The sequence below is a fragment of the Cryobacterium melibiosiphilum genome, assembly GCF_003602235.1.
Taxonomy (GTDB): domain Bacteria; phylum Actinomycetota; class Actinomycetes; order Actinomycetales; family Microbacteriaceae; genus Cryobacterium; species Cryobacterium melibiosiphilum.
Genome location: NZ_QZVS01000058.1, coordinates 1 through 21,355 on the forward strand (window position 1 = coordinate 1; position 21,355 = coordinate 21,355).

The 21,355-nt window shown below is 69.0% G+C and carries 24 protein-coding genes; 11 read left to right on the forward strand and 13 right to left on the reverse strand.

The genetic code is table 11. The features are described from left to right. Positions 1-304, forward strand: a 304-nt coding sequence (locus D6T64_RS22490; RefSeq protein WP_158594789.1) for a hypothetical protein, incomplete at its 5' end; no start/stop codon positions are given. A gap of 20 nt (positions 305-324) precedes the next feature. Here the strand turns inward: D6T64_RS22490 and heR (D6T64_RS03480) are convergent. The 5 genes from heR (D6T64_RS03480) to D6T64_RS03500 all read right to left on the reverse strand — a co-directional run bounded on the left by heR (D6T64_RS03480) (position 325) and on the right by D6T64_RS03500 (position 2,684). Beyond that, a complete protein-coding gene (gene heR, locus D6T64_RS03480) occupies positions 325-1,128 on the reverse strand; it encodes a heliorhodopsin HeR (protein ID WP_119971660.1) in 804 nt (267 codons plus the stop codon). 70 nt (positions 1,129-1,198) lie between these two features. Further along, positions 1,199-1,474: a glutaredoxin family protein gene (locus D6T64_RS03485; protein WP_119971663.1), complete on the reverse strand. Its 276-nt coding sequence runs from the start codon at positions 1,472-1,474 to the stop codon at positions 1,199-1,201. A 9-nt stretch (positions 1,475-1,483) separates the two neighbouring features. Next, positions 1,484-1,699 (reverse strand): hypothetical protein, encoded by a 216-nt coding sequence (locus tag D6T64_RS03490; RefSeq protein WP_119971666.1) that lies wholly within the window; start codon positions 1,697-1,699, stop codon positions 1,484-1,486. A gap of 40 nt (positions 1,700-1,739) precedes the next feature. Then, complete coding sequence (locus tag D6T64_RS03495) at positions 1,740-1,991, reverse strand: hypothetical protein (RefSeq protein ID WP_119971670.1); 252 nt, start codon at positions 1,989-1,991, stop codon at positions 1,740-1,742. Between the two features lie 135 nt (positions 1,992-2,126). Continuing rightward, on the reverse strand, positions 2,127-2,684 hold the full coding sequence (locus D6T64_RS03500) for a hypothetical protein (protein WP_119971673.1): 558 nt from the start codon (positions 2,682-2,684) through the stop codon (positions 2,127-2,129). Between the two features lie 179 nt (positions 2,685-2,863). Between D6T64_RS03500 and D6T64_RS03505 the strand changes: the two genes are divergently transcribed. From D6T64_RS03505 to D6T64_RS03515, 3 genes are all read left to right on the forward strand, one after another. Then, positions 2,864-3,538 (forward strand): response regulator transcription factor, encoded by a 675-nt coding sequence (locus tag D6T64_RS03505; protein ID WP_119971676.1) that lies wholly within the window; start codon positions 2,864-2,866, stop codon positions 3,536-3,538. Further along, positions 3,535-5,088: a sensor histidine kinase gene (locus D6T64_RS03510; RefSeq protein ID WP_119971679.1), complete on the forward strand. Its 1,554-nt coding sequence runs from the start codon at positions 3,535-3,537 to the stop codon at positions 5,086-5,088. Before D6T64_RS03505 ends, D6T64_RS03510 begins: the two co-directional genes overlap by 4 nt. 172 nt (positions 5,089-5,260) lie before the next feature. Beyond that, on the forward strand, positions 5,261-5,827 hold the full coding sequence (locus tag D6T64_RS03515) for a hypothetical protein (RefSeq protein WP_119971682.1): 567 nt from the start codon (positions 5,261-5,263) through the stop codon (positions 5,825-5,827). Positions 5,828-5,840: 13 nt separating this feature from the next. On the opposite strand, the gene D6T64_RS03520 is transcribed toward D6T64_RS03515, so the two are convergent. Together D6T64_RS03520 and heR (D6T64_RS03525) are read right to left on the reverse strand one after the other, a co-directional pair. Then, positions 5,841-6,503 (reverse strand): DUF7002 family protein, encoded by a 663-nt coding sequence (locus tag D6T64_RS03520; RefSeq protein WP_119971685.1) that lies wholly within the window; start codon positions 6,501-6,503, stop codon positions 5,841-5,843. Between the two features lie 35 nt (positions 6,504-6,538). Further along, a complete protein-coding gene (gene heR, locus D6T64_RS03525) occupies positions 6,539-7,330 on the reverse strand; it encodes a heliorhodopsin HeR (RefSeq protein ID WP_147364448.1) in 792 nt (263 codons plus the stop codon). 215 nt (positions 7,331-7,545) lie between these two features. Between heR (D6T64_RS03525) and D6T64_RS03530 the strand changes: the two genes are divergently transcribed. Then, complete coding sequence (locus tag D6T64_RS03530; RefSeq protein WP_119971691.1) at positions 7,546-8,379, forward strand: bacteriorhodopsin; 834 nt, start codon at positions 7,546-7,548, stop codon at positions 8,377-8,379. 83 nt (positions 8,380-8,462) lie between these two features. On the opposite strand, the gene D6T64_RS03535 is transcribed toward D6T64_RS03530, so the two are convergent. Next, positions 8,463-9,248: a metal-dependent hydrolase gene (locus D6T64_RS03535; RefSeq protein WP_158594790.1), complete on the reverse strand. Its 786-nt coding sequence runs from the start codon at positions 9,246-9,248 to the stop codon at positions 8,463-8,465. Between the two features lie 114 nt (positions 9,249-9,362). Further along, positions 9,363-10,697, reverse strand: coding sequence for a helix-turn-helix domain-containing protein (locus tag D6T64_RS03540; RefSeq protein ID WP_119971696.1), 1,335 nt, complete (start codon positions 10,695-10,697; stop codon positions 9,363-9,365). Positions 10,698-10,855: 158 nt separating this feature from the next. On the opposite strand from D6T64_RS03540, the gene D6T64_RS03545 reads away from it, so the two are divergent. From D6T64_RS03545 to D6T64_RS03555, 3 genes are all read left to right on the forward strand, one after another. Next, positions 10,856-12,718, forward strand: a complete 1,863-nt coding sequence (locus D6T64_RS03545) for an NAD(P)/FAD-dependent oxidoreductase (RefSeq protein WP_119971699.1) — start codon at positions 10,856-10,858, stop codon at positions 12,716-12,718. Between the two features lie 389 nt (positions 12,719-13,107). Further along, positions 13,108-14,571, forward strand: a complete 1,464-nt coding sequence (locus D6T64_RS03550) for an MFS transporter (protein WP_119971703.1) — start codon at positions 13,108-13,110, stop codon at positions 14,569-14,571. 189 nt (positions 14,572-14,760) lie between these two features. Next, positions 14,761-15,657: an aggregation-promoting factor C-terminal-like domain-containing protein gene (locus D6T64_RS03555; protein WP_119971706.1), complete on the forward strand. Its 897-nt coding sequence runs from the start codon at positions 14,761-14,763 to the stop codon at positions 15,655-15,657. A 7-nt stretch (positions 15,658-15,664) separates the two neighbouring features. On the opposite strand, the gene D6T64_RS03560 is transcribed toward D6T64_RS03555, so the two are convergent. The 4 genes from D6T64_RS03560 to D6T64_RS03570 all read right to left on the reverse strand — a co-directional run bounded on the left by D6T64_RS03560 (position 15,665) and on the right by D6T64_RS03570 (position 18,725). After that, positions 15,665-16,375, reverse strand: coding sequence for a DUF1294 domain-containing protein (locus tag D6T64_RS03560; RefSeq protein WP_119971710.1), 711 nt, complete (start codon positions 16,373-16,375; stop codon positions 15,665-15,667). A gap of 23 nt (positions 16,376-16,398) precedes the next feature. Beyond that, complete coding sequence (locus D6T64_RS23110) at positions 16,399-17,133, reverse strand: hypothetical protein (RefSeq protein ID WP_233550810.1); 735 nt, start codon at positions 17,131-17,133, stop codon at positions 16,399-16,401. Between the two features lie 99 nt (positions 17,134-17,232). Further along, the gene (locus tag D6T64_RS23115; RefSeq protein WP_233550811.1) at positions 17,233-17,994 is read right to left on the reverse strand and encodes an alpha-amylase family glycosyl hydrolase; all 762 of its coding nucleotides are present in this window, start codon (positions 17,992-17,994) and stop codon (positions 17,233-17,235) included. A gap of 131 nt (positions 17,995-18,125) precedes the next feature. Continuing rightward, a complete protein-coding gene (locus D6T64_RS03570; RefSeq protein ID WP_119971713.1) occupies positions 18,126-18,725 on the reverse strand; it encodes a histidine phosphatase family protein in 600 nt (199 codons plus the stop codon). A 208-nt stretch (positions 18,726-18,933) separates the two neighbouring features. Between D6T64_RS03570 and D6T64_RS03575 the strand changes: the two genes are divergently transcribed. From D6T64_RS03575 to D6T64_RS03585, 3 genes are all read left to right on the forward strand, one after another. Beyond that, a complete protein-coding gene (locus D6T64_RS03575) occupies positions 18,934-19,698 on the forward strand; it encodes a TY-Chap2 family putative peptide chaperone (RefSeq protein ID WP_119971716.1) in 765 nt (254 codons plus the stop codon). A 51-nt stretch (positions 19,699-19,749) separates the two neighbouring features. Beyond that, positions 19,750-20,466 carry an endonuclease/exonuclease/phosphatase family protein gene (locus D6T64_RS03580; RefSeq protein WP_119971720.1) on the forward strand — a complete coding sequence of 239 codons (717 nt, stop codon included), beginning with the start codon at positions 19,750-19,752 and terminating at the stop codon, positions 20,464-20,466. A gap of 108 nt (positions 20,467-20,574) precedes the next feature. After that, positions 20,575-21,273 (forward strand): HAD-IA family hydrolase, encoded by a 699-nt coding sequence (locus D6T64_RS03585; RefSeq protein ID WP_119971723.1) that lies wholly within the window; start codon positions 20,575-20,577, stop codon positions 21,271-21,273. Positions 21,274-21,355 lie beyond the last annotated feature (82 nt).

The following is a 21,355-nucleotide window of genomic DNA, read 5'->3' on the forward strand; positions in this document are numbered from 1 at the left end:
CGAACTCGCCGCCGCCCGGGTCACCGAGCTGCTGCGCGCGCGCATCGCGCTGCGTGCCGCGGTGCGGCCGGTCGTGGCGCTCATCGGCGCCCGCCTGCTCAGCCGGGGCAAGGCCGCAGCCCCGCCGGCCGGGGTCGTTCCGGTGCTCGCCGAGACGTCGCTCGCCGGCTGGCTCGAATCCCTGCCCCGGGTTCTGCGCGCCGGCGAACGGATGGACCTCGCCGGCCTCATCGACCACCCCGGCACCTGGGGCACCCAGCGCAGTTTCGGCCCCGGCCTGCCCTCGCTGCGCCGCGTCCCCTAGTCAAGCCCGAGGGAGCCGGCCTAGCCGGCGACGGCGGGGATGATCGCGCCGGAGAACACCTGCCAGGCCAGAGCCGTCTTGGCTACGAGGCTCAGCGTGATGTAGGCGCGCTCGCCGCGCAGGTAGTCCTTCCAGCCGCCGATCTGCTTGTACTGCAGCCACTGGTTGAGGGCGAAGGTGTTGAAGAACAGGAACAGCGAGATGATGATGCCGTAGACGAACCCCGGAGGGCTCACGCTCGAGCTTGAACCGGGAGCGAGCACGTAGATCGCGATCACGATCCACGGCACCGAACCGGCCATGCTCCCGAACACGAACGGAGTGAACCGCTTGTTGCCGGGGGTCTCGTACTTTTCCTGCAGCGCGCCGAACAAAATCATGGTGGCGTTGAGGCCGAAGATCGAGAACAGCGCCGCAATGTCGGTGATGCCGGTGATCTGGGCGATCAGAAAGATCATGATCGACGAGCTGAGGGCGTACTCCACCCAGCGAAAGTAGTTGTGTTGCTGTTTCAGCCCGCTCGCGTAGCGGCCGAAGAAGGCCGGGCTGGCGATCAGAAAGTGAAACACCGCGGACAGCGCGAGAAAGGCCACCACGCCGGCGCCGACGTTGATGTCGAAGAGCACTACCCGTTCGGGCGCGATCGGTACCCCGGGCGCCCCGCCGAGGTAGTCGGCGGTGACGGGAAAGGTGACCTGCGCGCTGAGCGTGGCGAGAAAGACGGTGAAACCGATGGCCTGCACGAGGTGCAGGCCGCCGGCCACGATGTTGTAGGTGCGCAACCGAGCGATGCTCTGGTCAACGGAGAAGGTCTGTCGTGCCATGATGCCCCTGTTTCAGCCGAATTAAGCTGAGACTAACACCGGCACCGGCCCCTCGCGGGCGCCATGCCGGTCAGGCCGGAATGCGGCCCAGGGCGCTGAGCTTGGCGTGCAGGTCGCGGTCGGTCGGCTCGACCAGGTGGGTGTCGTCGGGAAACACGATCACGGGAATCTGGGTGCGGCCGCTGATCGCGTGCGCGCGGTCGGCGCCGTCTTGGACGACCTCGAGGTCGACGTAGTCGTAGGCCACGCCGAGGGTAGCGAGCAGCTTCTTGGAGCGTCGGCAGTCGCCGCACCATTCCGCTCCGTACATGGTGATGGGGGCAGCGGATGCGGTGGCTTCAGTCATGGCCTCACCCTACGCTCCCGAGTCTGGCGCCCGCTCAGGATCGGTGCCGGGGTCGATCGGCGGCGGGGTCGTGGTGTCATAGCTCGCGATGCGCAGCTGCAACAGCCGGATCTGCAGTCGGAGCGCCCGGATGACGAGCACCACGACGATGACCGCGAGAACAACGGCGGCGAGAACGAAGACCGCGTAGAGGATGAAACCAAGTGAAGCGACGTTTGAGACCATCCCCGTTACGGTACGCCGGGGATTGTCGCATGACGAATCGTTAGTGCTCGCGGATGCGCTCCAGCAGCAGGCCGATCAGCAGGGCCCTGCGGTGTTCCTCGCTGGTCAGGTCGACCGCTTCCTGCACGGCCTGCCGGTCGGCATCCGAGGAGAACACGACATCGAACTCGGCGAGTTCGGTGATCACCTCGATCAGGCGTTGTGCGCTCGACGCGGCCGCGGCGGCATCAGAAGTGGTCGGCGGGGTCGCGGCGCCGGGAGTCGCGTCAGGGTTCGAGTCGGGTGATTCCATGCCCTCCACGATACGCGCGCGGGCCTGTCGCGGCAGCGTCTGACGGTTCGTGGGTCATGCGGTCCAGTCTGGTCCGGGCAGACGGATGCCGCCACACCCGGCAGGGCGGGGTGCGGCGGCCCGGGGTTTCGTCGGTTAGGAGGTGGTCTCGGCGTCGTCGGTCGAGCTCGGGGTCGGAGCGTCGGTCGGAAGCTCGCCGTCGGCCGGAGGCGTCGGGCGCTCGCCGTCGCCGAGCGGGCCGCCGTCGCCGGGGCCTTCACCGTCGCCGGGGGTCGGCGCGGTGCCGACCTCGGTGGCGTCCAGGCTCGTGCCGTCGCCGTTCACGGTTCCGGTGGCGCGAATCTCGGTGCCCGCGGCCAGGTCGGCCGTGAGGTCATCGGTGTACGCCGTGTCGCCGCTCGTGTTGATCACGCGGGTGAAGCCGTCGTGGTCGGTGATGGTGATGGTGCTGCCCGAGACGGAGACGACCGTGCCGTGCATGTGCGGTTCGTGGGCGGGACGCTCGTCGGTGGCGGCGCCATCCGTCGAGCTGGAGCTGCTGTCACTCGCCGTGTCGGTTGCGGCGTAAGCGACGCTCGCGCCGCCGAAGGCGAGGGCGGCCGCGGCGACGGCGCCGATGACGAGCGGGGCGCGGCGACGGCGCTTGGCCGGACCCGCGGTCTCGATGGCGCTGAAGTGCTGAAGGTCGGTCATGAGTTCTCCTGACGGTGTCGGGGCGTGTCGAGTTCGACGGCCCGAGTCGATCGATGCTGCTGTTCGGCTCTTCTTCAGATTCATCGGCGAATCTGAAGACGCCCTGAAGTTCGCTCCCGCCGGTCACTCGTTCAGCGTTCCCTTACCCAACGCACAGGTTTGCCGCGCACTGTAGCAATATGTCCACCGCTCCTGCCCGCGTGCTCGTCGTCGAAGACGAGCCCGCGCTGCGCAGCGCGATCGGCCAGGCGCTCGCGGGAGCCGGCTTCACGGTGGAGACCGCCGCAGACGGCGCCGACTTCGCTCGGCGCCTCGCCCGGTTCCGGCCGGATGCCGCGGTGCTCGACATCAACCTCCCCGGCGAAAACGGCCTGCGCCTCGCCCAGCGGCTGAAGGCCGCGGGCGACACCCCGGTGCTCTTCGTCACCGCTCGCGACGGGGTCGACGACCGCCTCGCCGGATTCTCTGCGGGCGCCGACGACTACATCCTCAAGCCTTTCGTGCTCGCCGAGCTCGTCGCCCGCGTCACCGCCGTGCTGCGCCGCACCGGGCGGCTGGTCTCGCCCACCATCGAGGTCGGCGACCTCGTGCTCGACGAAGACGCCGCAACCGTCTCCCGCGGTGGCACGGTCATCGACCTCACCGCGACCGAACGCCGAGTGCTCACCTACCTCGTGCACAACCGCGGACGCACCATGTCCAAGACGCAGATCCTCACTCAGGTCTGGGGCTACGACAACGCCGACCCCAACCTGGTCGAGGCCTACGTCAGCATCCTGCGCCGCAAACTCGACGTGCACGGCCCGCGCCTGATCCAGACGGTGCGCGGCATCGGCTACCGGCTCCAGGCGTGACCGGGCTGACCGGGCTGACCGGCAGTCTGGCGCGGATGCCGATGCGCACCACCTCCCTGCGGCTGCGCGTCATTGCCGCCGTGCTCACCGCGCTGACCCTCGTGTTGGTGAGCGTCGGCATCCTGATCAACGTCGTGCTCGGTGAACAGCTGCGCGCCGACCTCGAACAGCGCCTGCTCGACCGCGCCGGCTACGCGCAGATCCTTGCCGAGGAGGGCCTCGCCGCGCAGGCCCTCGCCAACCAGCTCACCGGCGAAGACGTGAGGGTCAGTTACGAGGTCGACGGCGATACCGTCTATGGCCGGCAGGAACCCGGCCAGGGCGGCGGACCGGCCGGCGCGCCGGGAGACGGCGACGCACCCGGGCAGCCGGGGCAGGCCCCCGATCCGGCCCCCGGAACGGTCGTCACGCAGAGCGGCGACCGGGTCAGCGTCACCCAGACCATCGATGGCGGCACCCTCACGCTCAGCTCGAGTGAGGCCGGAATCGACCAGACCCTCGCCCAGCTGCGCACCATCGAACTCATCGCCGGCGCCATCACCCTCGTGGTCACCGGGGCGCTGCTGACCGGGATCGTCGGCGTCGCGCTGCGCCCGCTGACCCGCATGACCGAGGTCTTTGTCGCCATCACCAGCGGAAACCGCGGCGGACGCCTGCGCCCGAGCAACCCCCGCACCGAAATCGGACGCACCGCCGTCGCCATCGACGACATGCTGAACGCCCTCGAAACCGCGGAGAACACCGCGCGCACGGCCGAGGCCGCCGCCCGGGCGTCCGAGCTCACGGCCCGCACGGCCGAAGCCACCGCGGTCGCCGCCGAGGACCGCATGCGGCAGCTGCTCGCGGACGTCTCCCACGAGCTGCGCACCCCGGTCGCCGGCCTGCAGGCGAGCGCCGAAACCGTGCTGCGCGACAACCCCGCCCGGCTCGCGCGCGAACAGCTCCTGGTCGGCATGATCCACGAGACGCACCGCGCCGGCCGGCTCGTCGCCGACCTGCTGCTGATGACCCGCCTCGACCAGGCCCAGGCCGGCGCCGCAGGCGACGGTGCCCACCTCGGTGCCCACCCCGATTCCGGGCAACGGATGTTCCACCCCGTCAACCTCACGCAGCTCAGCACCCGCATCGTGGCCGAGCAGCTGCTGTTGGCGCAGGGCCGCACCCTCGACCTCGTCGCGGCGGGGGACGACGTCTGGGTGCACGGGGATGCCGAGCGTCTCACCCAGGTCGTCACGAACCTGCTCGACAACGCGCGGCACGCGACGGAGCCGGGCGGCAGCATCCGTCTCGAACTGGGCCGCACCGCGGACGAGGTGCGTTTGAGCGTCACCGACAGCGGTGCGGGGGTGCCGCCCGCCGACCGGGAGCGTATCTTCGAGCGGTTTGTGCGGCTCGACGAGTCGCGGGCGAGCAATCGGGGCGGCTCGGGCCTCGGCCTGCCGATCGCCCGCGCGCTCGCCCGCGCCCACGGCGGCACGCTCGCCTGCGTGGGCACTGCGGGCGGCGCGCGCTTCGAGCTGACGCTGCCCAGGGTGCCTGCCCTGCCCTGAGCCGACCATCGGGTCGAGGTGCGGACTTCGTGCCCTCCCGCTGCCCACGAAGGCACGAAGTCCGCATGTCACCGAGCGCGGCCGACACGCCACCCCCGTGACCACACCCATACTGGGGGTCTCACTGCGGGGCCCGCGCTGGCAGGATACGAAACCCGGCGAGGAGTAGATCATGACTCACACCCTTCCGTCCCGGCGTCGCGCTGAAGCGCAGCCGGTCAGCATCCGTTCCACCGAGCCGCACGCGCAGCTCCCCACCCAGCCCGGTACCCTGCCGGCGATGCCCGCGCACTGGGCCGTGTTTCATCCGCTGCCCGCAGCCGCCCCGCTCGTGGTCGGGCCGGGCGGAATCTTCACGGTCAGCGTGCACGACCTGGCCGGTGACTGGGCCTGGGCCGACCGGCGCGGGCTGCTCGTCTCGGGTCGCCGCGTCGACTATCTCGCCGAGGCCGAGCAGCAGGCCGAGCGCGTCTTCACCCGGTTGCGCGCGCGCATGGCCGTTCCCGCCCCGGTGCGGCCGGTGCTCGCGCTCGACGGCGCGCGCTACCTCGGCCTGCGTGATCGGCCGTTGCCGGTGAAGGTGCTCGCGGCGCGGGACCTCGAGGGCTGGCTGGCCGGCCTGCCGACCGTGCTGCGCGCGATCGAGCGGATGGAGCTCGCCGCCGTGATCGACAGCCCGGTGACCTGGGGAATTCGCCCCCGGTTCGGCCCAGGCCTGCCACCGCGCCCGCGACCCTGACCCTGAGCGCCGGTCAGGCGAGGCGTTCGAGCACGGTGCCGTCCCTCATCCGCTCGACGCGCACGACGTGCTCGCGAATGTCGCGCACGCCGCGGCGCACCGCGAGTTCGGCCACGTCCTGAGTCTTGGTGACGGCATGCGCCCGCGACGGATGCTGAAACTCCTCGATCGACTGGAAGGTATCGCGGCCGCGGGGTTCTTTGCTGTGCCGTTGCGCGTAGCCCGAGTTGAGGGCGCTGAGCTCGATCTCGTCTTCGTAGGCGGCGATCAGGCTTTTCGTGTTGACCGTGATGACGGTGTGGGCGTCGTCGCGATACCGTCGGGCGCCCAGCACCTCGTTCAGGCGGTTGCGCTGCAGAAAAAAGAAGACCCGGTCGTTGAGCAGGTCGTACCATTCGCCCACGGTCATGTCGTCGAGGCTGTCCTCGAGCGACGGTTCGTGTAGGGCCTTCTGGTGGCGCAGCACCGCGGTGCCGTAGTCGGGGTGCTCGAGAACGCGGGATTCGCTGCGGCGACGGCCGAGGATCGCGGCCTGCGGGGCGCCCTGCTTCACACCCCAGCGGGTGACGAGCGCGGTCGGGCTGAGCAGTCCGTGGCGTTCGATCTGGGGCCAGCTGTCATCGGCCGCGACATGGAACAGTTCGGGATAGAGGCGGATCAGGTCGCGGGAGTGCACGGTTCGAGGGTACTCGCCCCGCGGACTGCCGCCGATCAGGCGATCAGGCGCGGCAGCACCGCGGCAACGACGATCTGTGCCACCAGGGCCGCTTTCGTGATGAGGGTCAGTGCGATGTAGACGCCCTCACCGAACACGAAGTCCCGCCACGGTCCGGCGCGAAAGTGCGGCAGCAGCTGGTTGAGCGTGAACGCCCCGGCCGAGACGAAAACGGTCAGCACGAGGGCGAAGACGAAGACGGCCGGCCGGGTCTCGCCTGTCGACCCGGGCCCCATCACGTAAAGCAACAGGGCCAGCCAGGGCAGGGCCGCGACGAGGGCCCCGATCAGCAGGCCGGGGTACAGGGCGCGGCCCGGGGTATCCGTTTTCTCAAGGCGGGCGCCGACCGCGAGCAGGGCCACGTTCGCGACGACCAGCACGATGAACGCGCTCGTGTGGGCGATGGCGGTGATCTCGGCCAGCACCCAGAGCAAAATCGTCGAGCTGAGCGCGAAGTCCACCCAGCGGTAGGTGTTATGCCCGGTTTTGATGCCGATCGTGTAGTGAAACGCGGTCGGCGCGGAGACCAGAAAATGCATCACGGTCGACACCAACAAGAACAGCACCAGGGCCATTCCCACGTAGAGCGTGGACTGGCCGGCGCTGATGGCGACGTCGCGCCCGCCGAAGAACAGGTCCAGCGCGCCCGTCGCCGAGACCGGCTCGCCGAGCAGCACGAGTGCAGAGGCCAGGCCGGCGGCCAGCAGCAGGTGCGCGGTCGCGGCGAGGCGGTTGAACGTGCGCAGCCGACGGATGCGCTGGTTCACCGAGCGCGCTACCCTCGCCACGCGTCCATCCGATGCACTGCCACAGTCGCTGACGGTAGCAGCAATCGGCTCGGGGTTGCTGATCACGCATGTATGCAACATTTTTTGACGCTGTCAGGCGTTGCCGCACGGTAGGTTATGACAGAGCACCTCACTAGTTTTCTTAGTTATCTATTAAATGCGCGGTTACTGTCCAGTCCTGTACCTTCACCGAACTCTCGCAAGCAGAGGACATCGTGATACCTGACTCACTCTCCCAGTTCCAGTTCGACACCATCTACAACGTGTTTTCCCTCGTGATCGCCTCGCAGCTGTTCACGTCGATCTTCCTGATCATCTGCCTGCCGCGCGTGCTTCCGCGGTACCGCCAGGCGCTGACGGTCGCGGCCGTGGTCTGCGGCATCGCGGCTTACCATTACTTCCGCATTTTCACCTCGTTCACGGAGGCCTTCGTAACCGAGGCCGTCGGCGGCCGCGGCGACTATGTCCAGGTGGCCGGAGCCTCCTTCAACGAGGGCTACCGCTATGTGGACTGGCTGCTGACCGTTCCGCTGCTGCTGCTGGAACTCGTAGCCGTGCTGGCCCTGGCGCGCAAGGTGCAGGCGAGCCTGCTGTCGCGTCTCGTGCCGGCCGCCGCGCTGATGATCGCCCTGGGCTATGTCGGCGAGGTCGCGTCGGACAACCTCACGCGCGGCATCTTCGGGCTGCTGTCGTCTCTTCCCTTCGCCTACATTCTGTACGTGCTGTTCGTGGAGCTCACCCGGTCGCTCAAGCGGCAGCCGGAATCGGTGCGCAAGACGATCAGCCTGCTGCGACTCCTGCTGCTGGCTACCTGGGGGGTCTACCCGATCGCCTACCTGCTGCCCGGCCTCGGCATCGACGGCTCCGACGCCTGGGTGGGGCTGCAACTCGGCTACTCGATCGCCGACATCCTGGCCAAGTGTCTCTATGGCCTCATCATCTATCGGATCGCCCGCATGAAGTCCTTTGCCGACGACGACGGCTTCGCCGCGACCGAGCTTTCGGTGGAAGACGCGACCAACCTGAAACGCTCGACCGTCGAAATCTAGAGCTGATCCCGCTCTGGCCCCGGCACGTCAGCGATCGCTGACGTGCCGGGGCCAGCGCGATGCCCCATGCCGTCGACGCGCGGTCAGCCGCCCCAGAACAGGTCCGCGCCGGCCTGATCGAGCACCGCGTAGAGCACGCCATAGCCGACGTAGGCCGTGACCGGAATCAGCAGAAGCCACTCGCGAATCGAGCCGGCGTTGCCGAGCACCGGAACGGCCACGTTGCCGCCGGTCGACCACAGTGCGTCCAGCAGCGGTACCCGGCTCCAGGCCCGCGGCGGACGAGGGGCGAACGGCCAGAACAGCGGAAGACCTCGCTCGGTGAGCAGGTCCCCGACCAGATGGATGCCGTAGCCGAGCGTGAAGCAGACCACGAACCAGTCCTGTTGGCCGGGCGCGTAGAGGGTGATGATCGCGGCGAGGGCACCGCCCAGCAGCCAGGCGAAAAACCACGATCCGCGCGCGAGGCCCAGCGCCTTCACGGCGAAAGTGATCGCGGCGGCGCTCATCACAGCGACACCCCAGCCGAGCGGCTCGGGCCAGCCCGCCGGTTGCCAGACGAGTCGGCTGAGCCCGGTGGCGAGCAGCCAGGCGCAGAACACCGCGAGGATCGAGTGCAGGCCGTGGCGGTGGCCACCCGAAGCACGGCTGAGACCCGAGGTGACAAGCCGCCCGAGCACCGGGATTGACCGGGAGATCGTCGCCGAGGTATGATCCGCGTCGGCGAGCAGCGCCGCGCCCGCGCACAGCAGCGCTCCGGTCAGGGTGCCCATCGGGGTCACCGGACAGAGGCCGAGGCCGTGGCCGGCGGTCGCGGTCACCGCGATCCAGGCGGCGGCGCCGGTCATCGCATGGTGGGGGCCCATCATTTGTGCACTGCTTCTGTGATGCTGATCGATTCTCTCGCGCACGGTCTGAGGTTTCCGGGCGTGCCCCACCCTACGGTCGACCTCCGACATCGGTGTCGCTCGGGGGACCGCGATTCAGCGGGCCAGGTCGCGGTCGATACGAGCGAGGCGTGCCCGGGCGGACAGGTAGCCCGCATCCGTCGGCCCGGCGAGGCGCCCGAGGTGCCGCACGGCGTCGCGGTCGTCGGCGCCCATCTCAGTCGCACACCAGCGCCGCAGCAACGCGACGTTGTCGGCCGCACGCACGGATGCCCCCACCGCGCTGTTCAGCTCGGCGCGCAGCGGTTCGATGGCCGGTGTGAGGGAGCGGCCGAGCAGCGGTGCGCTATAGGCTGCGAGGGCCGCCGCCACCTGGCCGCTGCGCACGAAGTGCAGCACGCGCGCCACATCGGAGGAGCCCCGCACCGCGGGCGCCAGGCGATACGGCGTCGACTGCAGCGCATCGCCGAGCACCTGGCGGATACGGTGCATCTCGATGCGGATCGTGGCCGCCGCTCCGGTCTCCCCGTGCACCGCATAGGCGAGCTCGTCGGCGCTCCAGCCGCGATCCCGGGAGTCCAGCAGTGCGAGGATCTCCGCGCGCCGCGGTGACAGTGGAACCCGGCGGCCGTCGGCGGTGAGCACGGCCGGGCTGTCGCCGAGCAGCGCGAGCACGAGCGCTGGGGCCGGGGCGGGCACGGGCAGTGCCGGCCCGACCGGCCCGACCGGCCCGACCGGCCTGGCCACCATCGCGTTCGCCGACCCGGCTCCAGCCTCGCGCCGCGCGGCGCGCAGCAGCTCCTCGGCCAGCCGCACACCGCACTTGACCATGCGCATGCTGTCAGCCGTGACGGTGCTGAGCGGCCCGGACACGTTCAGCACGCCGAGCACCGCACCGGTCTGCGGGTCGCGGATCGGCGACGCCGTGCACGCCCAATCGTGGTGCGTGCGCACGAGGTGCTCGGCCGAGAACAGCTGTGCGGCGAGCCCGCTCACGACGACCTCGCTGATCGCGTTGGTGCCCACCCCGGTCTCCGACCAGTCGGCGCCCTCCACGAACTCGAGCCCGTCGGCGAGCCGCAGCACCGCGCGGCTGCCGACCCGCCAGAGCACCTCGCCGGTGGCGTCGGTGAGCACGAGCAGGTGCTGCCCCTCCGATCCCTCGTCGGCGAGCAGTTCGGTCAGGGCCGGCATCACCGCCTGAAGCGGATGCTCTCGCCGCAGCGCGACCGCGTCGGCCACGTCGTGCAGGTGCCGGGGAAGGTGCCGGTCAGGATTGATTCCCGCGGCGAGGGAACGCTGCCACGACTCCCACACCCCGGGCGCGATATCGGGCTGGGGTGCGCCCGCGAGGGTGAGCTCATGGGCCGCGCGCAACATCCGTGCATATTCGTGCGGGGAGGAAAATCGCAGGGCGGCCGCATCGGGCATGCGCTGCCTCCTCCATTGGAATAGCGGGTCGTGCCGTGTCGCCGCCGGTGTAACGCCTCTGTAACCCCCGCGGATATTGACTTGACAGGTACAGCTTGAACATACAGGTTGCGTCCGACAAAAGGGACAGACCTTTCGCTAGTTCACAAAGGAGTGACATGCCCGAATCACCGACCGCAGCACCCGAAACCGCAGCACCCGAAACCGCATCACCCAAAACAGCAGCACCCGAAACCGCATCACCGACAACCGTGGTCGAAGACTGGCTCGCCCGGTTCGACACGGCCCTGCAGAGCCGAGACATCGACGGCGCCCTGGCGCTCTTCGCCGATGACTGTTACTGGCGCGACTTCGTCTCCTTCACCTGGAACCTCAAGACCCTCGAGGGCAAGGCCGATATCAGGCGGATGCTCGACGTGACCCTCGACGACGTGGCCCCGCACTCGTGGACCCTCTCCGAACCGGCGACCGGGGATGCGGCATCCGCCGAAGCCTGGGTGACCTTCGAAACCGGACAGGCCCGCGGCTACGCGCACCTGCGCCTGAACGACGGGCTGTGCTGGACCCTGCTCACCACCATGCAGGAGCTCAAGGGTTTCGAGGAGAAGAAGGGCCGCAACCGCGATCAGGGCGTCTCCCACGAGATCACCAAGGGCCGCACCTCGTGGCTCGAGAAGAAGACCGCCCGGGAGGCGAGCCTCGGCTACGAGGAACAGCCGTACTGCGTGATCGTCGGCGGCGGACAGGGCGGCATCGGACTGGCGGCACGGATGCGGCGGCTCGGCGTTCCTACGATCGTGATCGAGAAGAACGCGAAGGCCGGCGACTCGTGGCGCAACCGGTACAAGTCGCTGCACCTGCACGACCCGGTCTGGTACGACCACCTGCCGTACCTGAAGTTTCCCGAAGACTGGCCGGTGTTCGCCTCGAAGGACAAGATCGGCGACTGGCTCGAGCACTACACGAGCATCATGGAGCTCAACTACTGGTCGAGCACCGAGTGCACCAAGGCGACGTTCGACGAGGCCGCGGGCGAGTGGGTCGTGGAGGTCGTGCGCGACGGCACGCCGGTGACCCTGCGGCCCAAGCAGCTCGTGTTCGCGCTCGGGGTGTCGGGATATCCGAACACGCCCGTCTTCGAGGGCGCCGCATCGTTCCTCGGCGAGCAGCACCACTCCTCCAAGCACGCCGGCGGCGGCGACTATGCGGGCAAGAAAGCGGTCGTGATCGGGTCGAACAACTCGGCCCATGACATCTGCGCCGACCTCTGGGAGCACGGCGCCGAGGTCACCATGGTGCAGCGCTCGTCGACGCACATCGCCCGCAGCGACGCGCTCATGGACCTCGCCCTCGGCGGACTGTACTCGGAGCAGGCCCTCGCGAACGGGGTCACCACCGAGAAAGCCGACCTGCTCTTCGCGTCGCTGCCGTACCGCATCCTGCCGGCGGCGCAGATCTCGGTCTACGAGCAGATGGCCGAGCGCGACGCCGATTTCTACTCCAAGCTCACGGCCGTCGGCTTCGACCTGGACTTCGGAACGGATGGCTCGGGCCTGTTCCTGAAATACCTCCGGCGCGGCTCCGGCTACTACATCGACGTGGGTGCTTCGCAGCTGCTCATCGACGGCCGCGTCGCGGTGAAGGCCGGTCAGGTCGAGCGCATCACGCCCGACTCGGTCGTGCTCGCCGACGGCACCGAACTCGAGGCCGACCTCATCGTCTACGCCACCGGGTACGGCTCGATGAACGGCTGGCTCGCCGACCTGGTCTCGCCGGAGGTCGCCGACCAGGTCGGGCGCTGCTGGGGCTACGGCTCGGACACCCCGAAGGACCCCGGCCCCTGGGAGGGGGAGCTACGCAACATGTGGAAGCCGACGAACGTGCCGCAGCTGTGGATCCACGGCGGCAACCTGCACCAGAGCCGGCACTACTCGAACTACCTCGCGCTGCAGATCAAGGCCCGCATGGAGGGACTGAACACCCCGGTGTACGAGCTGCAGGAGTCGCACTACACGCGCTGACCCGGTGCCGCTCGCGGTCGCCCGGGAGCAGGTACCGCGCAACGGCGTTACTGCCGCGCGGCGGGTGCGTGAAGGTGGTGGATTTGAGGTGCGCGGTAGCTGCGCCGCTGCGCTGTAGGCACGCCTATAGCGCAGCGGCGTTACTGCCGCGCGGCATGGGGTCGCCCCGGCGCAGGTACCGCGCAGCGGCGTTACTACCGCGCAGCGGCGCAGTACCCGCGCAGCTCGCCCGCGGCGCAAACGCACCCTGACCAGCACCCGCGCAGCGGCGCAGTACCCGCGCAGCGACAGCAGCGCGGGTGACGGGCGGCGCATCCGCTGGCGAGTAAAATTTGTGGTCTGGGGTCAGATCCTCGGCACACTCGCCTCTACGAAACGCGGTCAGCACCATGTCGCAGCCTGCCGTCACCGCGCACCGAACCCGCACCGAGCGCCTCGACGCCCTGCCCTTCACGAAACAGCACCGCAGGCTGCTCGTCGGCTCCGGCGTGGGCTGGGCCCTCGACGCCATGGATGTCGGCCTGATCAGCTTCGTGCTCGCGCAGCTCGCCGTGCAGTGGCAGGTCTCCGACACCGAACTCGGCTGGATCGCCTCCGCCGGTTTCATCGGCATGGCCCTCGGAGCGGTGCTCGGCGGACTGCTCGCCGATCGCCTCGGCCGCCGCCAGGTGTTTGCGATCACCCTGGTCGTCTACGGACTGGCAACCGGGGCATCCGCCCTGGCGCTCACCGTGGGCGTGCTCATCGCCGCGCGCTTCGTCGTGGGCCTCGGCCTCGGCGCCGAGCTGCCGGTTGCCTCGACCCTGGTCAGCGAGTTCGCGCCGCCGAAGATTCGCGGTCGCATCATCGTGATCCTCGAATCGTTCTGGGCGGTCGGCTGGACCCTCGCAGCCCTGATCGGCTTCCTCGTCATTCCGCTCTCCGATGACGGCTGGCGCTGGGCCCTCGCGGTCGGCGCCGTTCCGGCCATCTACGCGGTCGTCGTGCGGCTGGGCCTGCCCGAGTCGGTGCGTTTTCTCGAGTCCCGCGGCCGCACCATCGAGGCGGAGGCGACGGTGGTGCGCTTCGAGCAGTCGGCCGATGCTGGCACGTCGGCCGCGGCATCCGTCGTCGTGCCGTTGCATCAGACGGATGCCCCGGTGCCCGCGGCCGCAGCATCCTCGGTTGCGGGCACCCCTGCCCCTGCCCCGCAACCGGCGCCCGCCCCGAAACCAGGACCGACCCCCGCCCCGAAACCAGTACCGGCACCGTCGTTCGCCGCGCGCATCGCGGCGCTCTGGTCTCCCGACCTGCGGCGGTCGACCGCGTCGCTCTGGCTGGTCTGGTTCTGCGTCAACTTCGCCTACTACGGCGCGTTCATCTGGCTGCCGACGATTTTGGTGGCCTCGGGATTCTCGCTCGTGCGCTCGTTCGCGTACACCCTGATCATCACCGTGGCGCAGCTGCCGGGTTACGCGCTCTCGGCGTACCTGATCGAAAAGTGGGGCCGCCGACCGACGCTCGCGACGTTCCTGGTGGGGTCCGCGGTCGCGGCGACCCTGTTCGGCCTCGCCGACAGCGCCCCCCAGGTGATCGGCGCCGGCATGCTGCTCTCCTTCTTCACCCTCGGCGCGTGGGGCGCGCTCTACGCGGTCACTCCCGAGCTGTATCCCACGCGGATGCGCGCTACCGGGGCCGGCTGGGCGGCCGGCATCGGGCGGATCGCCGCGATCCTGGCCCCGCTCGCGGTGCCGATCGTGCGCGACGCCGGCGGCACCCTGCTGCTCTTCGTGATCTTCGCGGCGCTCTTCGTCGTGGCCGCGCTCGGCGCGTTCGGGCTGCCGGAGAAGCGCGGCCAGGCCCTCGAGGACTGACTCGCCCGCGCGAAATACATTCTGTCGTCCCGTTTCACAACCCCACTGATGGATTCCGAAGGGGATCGGGAGGATTCGTGCAGAAACGGGAGGCAGGGTGGAACTCTTGCCCGCGCCGAAGGAGAGCGCGGGCCCGATGCTCAGTGAGCCCGGCGCCCACGAGCGCACGGGCTTGCGCTACAGGACGTAATGCATTCAGATTCACTAGACCACACGACAACAGGCACCGCCGCAGCGGACGACACGGCTGATTCCCTCGCCGTAGACGTACCTCGGAAGCATGGCCGGCCCCGCCGCCTGCTCCTCAAATCCAGCGTCGCCCTCGCGGTCGCTGGCCTCGTCATCGGCGGCGGCTTTGCCATCAACACCGAAATCGTCGCCCAGGAACGCGTAGCGGCCGTCGCCGCAGCGGATGCCGCCGCCACCGCCGCCGCCGATCGGGAGCACGAACGCCTGCTCACCAACCTGGCCAAGAACTCCGCAGCCTCGACCCTCGACAACGCCAATACCGTGCTCGCCGCCAGCGCCAGCAAGGTCGACACCAGCGCACTGACCGAGGTGACGAGTTCGCTCGCCTCGTTCGAGATGCTGCCGCTCGACGACCTGGAGTCCCTGACCGCGGAGACCGAGACGGAGACCGCGTCGGTTGAAGCCGCCGCGATCGAAGCCGACCGGATCGCCGCCGAGGTTGCCGCAGCGGAAGCGGCCGCCGCTGCCGAAGCCGCCGCGGCCGCCGCCGAGGAGGAACGCCAGCTGATGATCGCGAACGCGAACACTCCGAACGGGGCCCGCGCTGTCGCCGCCGACCTGGCGTCGTCGAAGTACGGCTGGGGCAGCGGGGAGTTCTCCTGCCTCGACAACCTCTGGCAGAAGGAATCCGGCTGGAACTATGCGGCCGTGAACTCGAGCAGTGGAGCGACCGGCATTCCGCAGGCGCTTCCCGGGAGCAAGATGGCCTCGGCCGGAAACGACTGGGCCACGAGCGCGACCACGCAGATCACCTGGGGACTCGAGTACATCAACTCCTCGCGCTACGGCACCCCGTGCGCCGCCTGGTCGCACTCGCAGGCCAACAACTGGTACTAGCCCGGCGTCAGGGCATCCCCTGGGTGGTCCAGAGCACGAACCAGGACCACAGCGGGGTTGCGAAGGCCGCGTAGACCAGCACGTTCAGAACCACGGTCCCCCAGAAGGCCCGGCGAAAGCTGGCCTTCTGGGTTTTGTGGCGCAAGGTCTGCTGGGCGATGATCGCACCCGGCCAGCCGCCGAGCAGGCCCAGGGTGAGGAGGGTGCTCTCGGACACCCGCCAGCGCCCGGCCACGGCGGCCCGCTTGTCGACCGCATAGGCCACGAAACACACGACACTCATCGCGAGATAGATGCTGCCGACTCCTGCCGCGACCCAGAACGGGACCGGCCAGGCGCTGCCCGCGGTCACTGCAGCAGCGGCGAAGACCACGATCGCCAGGTAGCCGGCCGACCCGGCACGGGAGCGGCCCGCGCCGGAACGGGCGGCCGGTCGGACCCCGGGACGCGGCCCCGATCGCACGGGCACCGACCGTCGCGGCGTGCCGCTCCCGCGCCCCTCTGGCTGCAGGTCGATCGCCTGCTGTTTGCCGTCCCCGTTCACCGTGATCGCGAAGCTGTAGACCTCGCCGAGACGGGGCCGGCCGGCGCCGTGCGGGAACGCCGAGATGTGCACGAAGGTGTGGTCGTGGCCGCGCAGCGGAGTGAGAAAGCCGAATCCGCGCGTGTCATTCCACTGCGTGAGATGACCGTCAACCCGCTTCACTGTCGCACTCATGCCCACATGCTAGTTGGTCGAGCTCAGTCGGCGGGGTGCCAGGCGGCGACGGATGCGACGGTGCCGAGCACAACGCGGCCCGCGGCATCCGTCAGCACGATCTGAAAGCCGGGGGCATCGACCGTGGTGGTGATGCGCAACACCGCGCTCGCGGTTGCGGCATCCCAGCGCAGTTCGATGCTCGACCGGTTGGGGGAGGACCAGGAGAAGTCGCCCTCGAAGGCCGGATGGGTCGACCGCAGCCGCACGAGTGCGAGTTGAGCGCGGGTGATCTCGCTGGTGAGGGCCTGCGCGACCTCGGCGGGGGAGTACGTGTGCCGGTTGACGTCGCGGCCGTTGCCGGTCTGGGCGAAGAGGGCGGTGTCGTCGAGTCCCGCGAAAAGTCCCACGTAGTAGATCTGCGGGCGGCCGGGCAGAAAAAACTGCACCGCGCGGGCCAGCAAATAGGCGACCGGGTCGGCGCCGAGCACGCTGAAGAAGGTCGCGTTGATCTGGTGCGGCAGGCTCGCCCAGGCCGGAACGACCGACGCGACGGCCGAGTGTCCGCCGGTCAACCGCTCGGCGCGCGCAAAGATCGCCGCCATTTCGTCGTGGCTGAGCAGGTCAGGCAGGTCGGGAGGAACGGGCGTGGGTGCCGTTCCCATGAGTCGATTCATCTGTGCCAGGGCAGCCTCGAACGCCGGTCCGGGGGCCTCGGGCCTCGGCGTCACGGACGGGCCGGCGTCGATGATGCCGATCCCGTCATGGGTGTCGAGCACGGTGATCGCGTTCGTCGGCCTGACCTCGAACCACTGGGCGAGCCGGTCGACCGTTCCGGTGCCGAGCGAGTGCAGCAGCAGCGGTGCCAGGGCGAAATCCTAGACCAGGTCGGCGATCTGGGAGATCGCAATCTGTTGGGTGTGGTGGGCGTGCACCTCCACGAGCACCTCGAGACCTTCCGCGTGGGCGAGGTTGGTGATCACCCGGGCGAAGTCCAGCGTCTGCGATGACATGAAGCTGTCGTTGTCGGCCGATTTCACGGCGTACCCGACCGCGTCGAGCCGCACCGTGGTCACGCCATTCGCTGCCAGGGTGCGCAGCACCCGTCGCAGGTAGGCCCGGGCCGCCGGGTGCCGAACATCGAGGTCCACCTGGGTCGGCAGGAACGTCGTCCAGACCAGGTAGCGGCTGCCGTCGGCTCCCTGGAACGGAGTGAAGGGCAGCCCCGGACGAGGCCGGTAGAACGCCGTGATCTGCTCTTCCGTGGCGCCGTCGGGAAAGACGGTGTCAAAGCGCAGAAACATGCCGGCGTGCTCGGAGGCCTCGCCGTTTTCCAGCCAGTCGAGGAATTCGGCCGACGACGACGAGACGTGGTTCACCACGAGGTCCGCGGTCAGGCCGCGGGTGGCGCTGAGCGCACGCACGTCGTTCCAGGTGCCGAGACGAGGATCGACGCGGGTGTGGTCGATCGGGTCGAAGCCGGCATCCGCTCCGTCGAAAGGAACGTAGAACGGCAGCACGTGCACCCCGCCGAAGTCCCGCAGCGGCCCGTCGAGCAACACCCGCAGCGCCGAGAGGGTGCCGCCCAGGCGGTCGGCGTACACAAGCAGTTCAACAACGCCCAGTTCGACAGCGCCCACGGTGTCTCCTTCGTCGGCGCCAGACTACCGCCACGATCCCCCCGCGAGTGAGCAGTTTTTGCACTTCCCGAGCCCGGGAAGTGCACAAAGTGCTCACTCGCGAGAAACCGCTCGCGAGTGAGGGGGCGAGGTTAGAGGGCGGGGTCCATCGAGTTGAGGTGGCAGGCATCGTTCCACATCTGGATCACGTGGTTGTCGCGTTCCCAACCCAGGGTCGACACGGTCGCGGTGCCGAGGCTGAGGTTCTTGCCGCCCTCGGCGGGCAGTCCCACCCAGCGGGCGGCGAGGATGCGCAGAAAGTGACCGTGGGCGAACACGGCGACCGGGCCATCCGCTTCTTCGCTCGCGGCGATGACCCGGTCGGCGCGGTGGCCGACCTCTTCGACCGTTTCGCCGTTCCAGATCGGATGCGTCCACACCGACCAGCCCGGAATCTTCAGCCGGATATCGTCGGTGCGGAGGCCCTCATAGACGCCGTAGTCCCACTCGAGCACGTCTTCGCTCGGCACGGCCTGGGCGCCGTAGCCGGCGCGTTCCATGGTCTCCCAGGCCCGCACGAGCGGGCTCGACCAGACGGCCGCGAACTTCTCGCCGTCGAGCATCTCGCCGAGGGCATCCGCCTGCTGGCGGCCGAGGTCGGTCAGCGGGATGTCGGTGCGCCCGGTGTGCTTGCCGCTGATGCTCCAGTCGGTCTGTCCGTGTCGCACCAAAACGATGTTGTTCTCGGCCATGGGCCTGCTTCCTGTCACACAAGTTTACGTCGCGGCCCGCGAGCGGGGGCCGGCAGGATTCAGCGCGGCGGCGAGCGGTGCCGTGACTATGCCCGGGCGGGCGAGGTTGCGGCCGCCCCGGCCGGTTCTGTGAATTCGGGCCAATGCACCCGATTTGCTCGCGCCGGGGCCCGGCAGAGCGCACACTGGCAGGAAACGGGGGAGAGGAATGATCGCGAGGAGATGGCGCTACGGACCGGACCTGCCCCTGGCAGAGCGGTTTCTCACCGCCCAGATGTGGTGGATCGGGAGCGAACTGGTGCGCCGCCATCCGCACCTGGTCATGACCATGGTCGACGTCGACGCCCTGATCGAGCCGCAGGATCTGGACGTGTGCGAACGCCGCTGGCTGTTGCTCGTGCACGACGACCACGTCCTGCAGGTGCAGTTCGACCTCGCCGATGGCATCGAATACCGGCGGAGCGGCGGCCCGCAATCCCTCAGCTGGGCGCAGGTTTTCGCCGCGACCGGCCCCCTCGACATCGTCGCGCAGCTCGAGCAGGCGCTTCACCTCGACAGCCCCCGGCTGACTCCGGCCGCGACCCCACAGACCCTCGTCTACCGGGTCATTTCCAGCGCACTGGCGACCGGCCTCGATGATCCCCACGAGTGGTGTGCGGTGCCGGCACCGATCTCCATCGACGACGTGCCGGGCAGCCCCGGCGGTCCGCTGTTCGAAGGATTCTCCTCGACGGCGGTGCCGCGCGGGCACTATGCCCGCAGCTATCTGCTGGCCGAGCACCGTGCGCAACGCACGCTTTTTCCCCAACCCTTCTGGGCGCTTCTGCGCGACGATGAGCCGATCGCGATCTTCGATACCGCCGGCGTCGTGCACACCGTGCTCGGGTCGACCGACCTGCTGCCTTTCTATGAGGTGTGTGGCCGTGAATTGGCTCTGATCACCGCGCGCATCCTCGGCCCGTACCTGCCGTGACCGCGCGAGTCGTAGGCTGGTATCCCACCCACTGAGTCTGAGACAGGTGTCATGAGGGTAATCAGCTACAACCTCCGCAAGAATCGTGCCAGCGGAGAACTCCTTGCATTGTCGGAGCGGTACGACCCCGACCTGCTGTGCCTGCAGGAATGCGACACGCTCGACCTGCCCGCCGAAGTCGGGCTGATGCACCTGGCCGATTCCACCCAGCGCAACCGGCTGGGACTGGCGATCTATTACCGCAAGGACCGCTTCGAAGCGATCAAGACGCAGTCTTTCGCGCTCAAGAAATCACTGCACGACCTCGTGCTGACGCCCGCCCACGAGCGCCTCATCGGCACCCGGCTGATCGACACCGCCGCGCAACGGGAGATCGTCGTGGCCTCGTTTCACGCCGCCCCGCTCACGGCGCTCAACTCGCTGCGGCGCAACCAGATTCGCTCGGCGCACGAAGAGCTCCACCTGCTCGGGCCGGGATTGCCGACCCTCATGGTGGGCGACTACAACTACCCGTACTTCCGGGCGAAGCTCGGCGACAAGGTGAACAAGAGCGGCTACGACCTCACCTTCAGCGACACCAAGACGTACACCCGTTATAAGTTCTTCAGCGGGCACTTCGACCTGGCGACCTCCGTGGGCCTGACGATCGACAACGTCGAGACGTTGCCGATCGGCCTCAGTGACCACAAGCCGATCCTGGTCACGTCATCGTATCCGGATCAGCTCGCCGCCCACCCGAGCGTCGCGGACGCCGAGTTCACGATCTAGCTTCCACCCCGGATAGTGACGCGGTGTCGGGGTCGCCGTATCCCCGAATTTCGTTCGCCCGCCCGCCCGCCCGCCCGCATCCGCTCGCCCCTGACCGAAGGATTCCGTATGACGCAGCCCGCCCCGACCGAGTCGACCGATTCAGCCGGTGAGCCGGTCCTCGACGGGCAGGTCTTCGACGCCGTGCTGTTCGACATGGACGGCACCCTCATCGACTCCACGCCGGCGGTCGTGCGGTCGTGGCTGCGCTGGGCGAGCGAGTTCGGCGTCGATCCGTCCTTCCGCGACCAGGGCCACGGGCTGCCGGCCCGCGCACTGCTCGCGTCGCTGGTCGCGGCCGAAGACGTCGAAACCTCGATCGCCCGCGTGCTCGAACTGGAACTGGCCGACACTGACGACATCGTGGTGCTGCCCGGCGCCGTGGCTCTGATGGGGTCGATTCCCGAGGCGCGGCGTGCGATCGTGACGTCCTGTGCTCGTCCGTTAGCGGATGTCCGCCTCGCCGCCACGCAGTTTCCCGCGCCGGCCGTCGTGGTCACCGTCGATGACACCCCGCGCGGCAAACCGCACCCCGAGCCCTACCTCGAGGGTGCCCGCCGCCTCGGCTTCGACCCCGCCCGCTGCCTCGTCATCGAAGATGCCCCGGCCGGCCTGGCCGCGGGCCGTGCGGCTGGCTGCGCCACGATCGGCGTCGCCGGCACCCATGCGGTCGCCGACCTCGACGCCGACTTTGTCGTGCGCAGCCTCGCCGACCTGCGCGTGACCGTGACCCCCGACGGCCTGCTGCTGCACCACCTGGTCGACTAACCCCCGCGTTCGGGGTTCCAAACCGCGGATGCGTCGGCACGCGCCGCCGAATCAACGTAACGTTGAGAGGTGTGGTGGAGCC

Bases quoted from the DNA above. Each gene is read 5' to 3' on its own strand.
- D6T64_RS03500 (WP_119971673.1), bottom strand. From the start codon at position 2,684: ATGACCGACCTTCAGCACTTCAGCGCCATCGAGACCGCGGGTCCGGCC.
- D6T64_RS03575 (WP_119971716.1), top strand. From the start codon at position 18,934: ATGATCGCGAGGAGATGGCGCTACGGACCGGACCTGCCCCTGGCAGAG.
- D6T64_RS03570 (WP_119971713.1), bottom strand. From the start codon at position 18,725: ATGGCCGAGAACAACATCGTTTTGGTGCGACACGGACAGACCGACTGG.
- D6T64_RS03540 (WP_119971696.1), bottom strand. From the start codon at position 10,697: ATGCCCGATGCGGCCGCCCTGCGATTTTCCTCCCCGCACGAATATGCA.
- D6T64_RS03535 (WP_158594790.1), bottom strand. From the start codon at position 9,248: ATGATGGGCCCCCACCATGCGATGACCGGCGCCGCCGCCTGGATCGCG.
- D6T64_RS03555 (WP_119971706.1), top strand. From the start codon at position 14,761: ATGCATTCAGATTCACTAGACCACACGACAACAGGCACCGCCGCAGCG.
- D6T64_RS03505 (WP_119971676.1), top strand. From the start codon at position 2,864: ATGTCCACCGCTCCTGCCCGCGTGCTCGTCGTCGAAGACGAGCCCGCG.
- D6T64_RS03560 (WP_119971710.1), bottom strand. From the start codon at position 16,375: ATGAGTGCGACAGTGAAGCGGGTTGACGGTCATCTCACGCAGTGGAAT.
- D6T64_RS03550 (WP_119971703.1), top strand. From the start codon at position 13,108: ATGTCGCAGCCTGCCGTCACCGCGCACCGAACCCGCACCGAGCGCCTC.
- D6T64_RS03485 (WP_119971663.1), bottom strand. From the start codon at position 1,474: ATGACTGAAGCCACCGCATCCGCTGCCCCCATCACCATGTACGGAGCG.
- D6T64_RS03585 (WP_119971723.1), top strand. From the start codon at position 20,575: ATGACGCAGCCCGCCCCGACCGAGTCGACCGATTCAGCCGGTGAGCCG.
- heR (WP_119971660.1), bottom strand. From the start codon at position 1,128: ATGGCACGACAGACCTTCTCCGTTGACCAGAGCATCGCTCGGTTGCGC.
- D6T64_RS03545 (WP_119971699.1), top strand. From the start codon at position 10,856: ATGCCCGAATCACCGACCGCAGCACCCGAAACCGCAGCACCCGAAACC.
- D6T64_RS03515 (WP_119971682.1), top strand. From the start codon at position 5,261: ATGACTCACACCCTTCCGTCCCGGCGTCGCGCTGAAGCGCAGCCGGTC.
- D6T64_RS03490 (WP_119971666.1), bottom strand. From the start codon at position 1,699: ATGGTCTCAAACGTCGCTTCACTTGGTTTCATCCTCTACGCGGTCTTC.
- D6T64_RS03580 (WP_119971720.1), top strand. From the start codon at position 19,750: ATGAGGGTAATCAGCTACAACCTCCGCAAGAATCGTGCCAGCGGAGAA.
- D6T64_RS03495 (WP_119971670.1), bottom strand. From the start codon at position 1,991: ATGGAATCACCCGACTCGAACCCTGACGCGACTCCCGGCGCCGCGACC.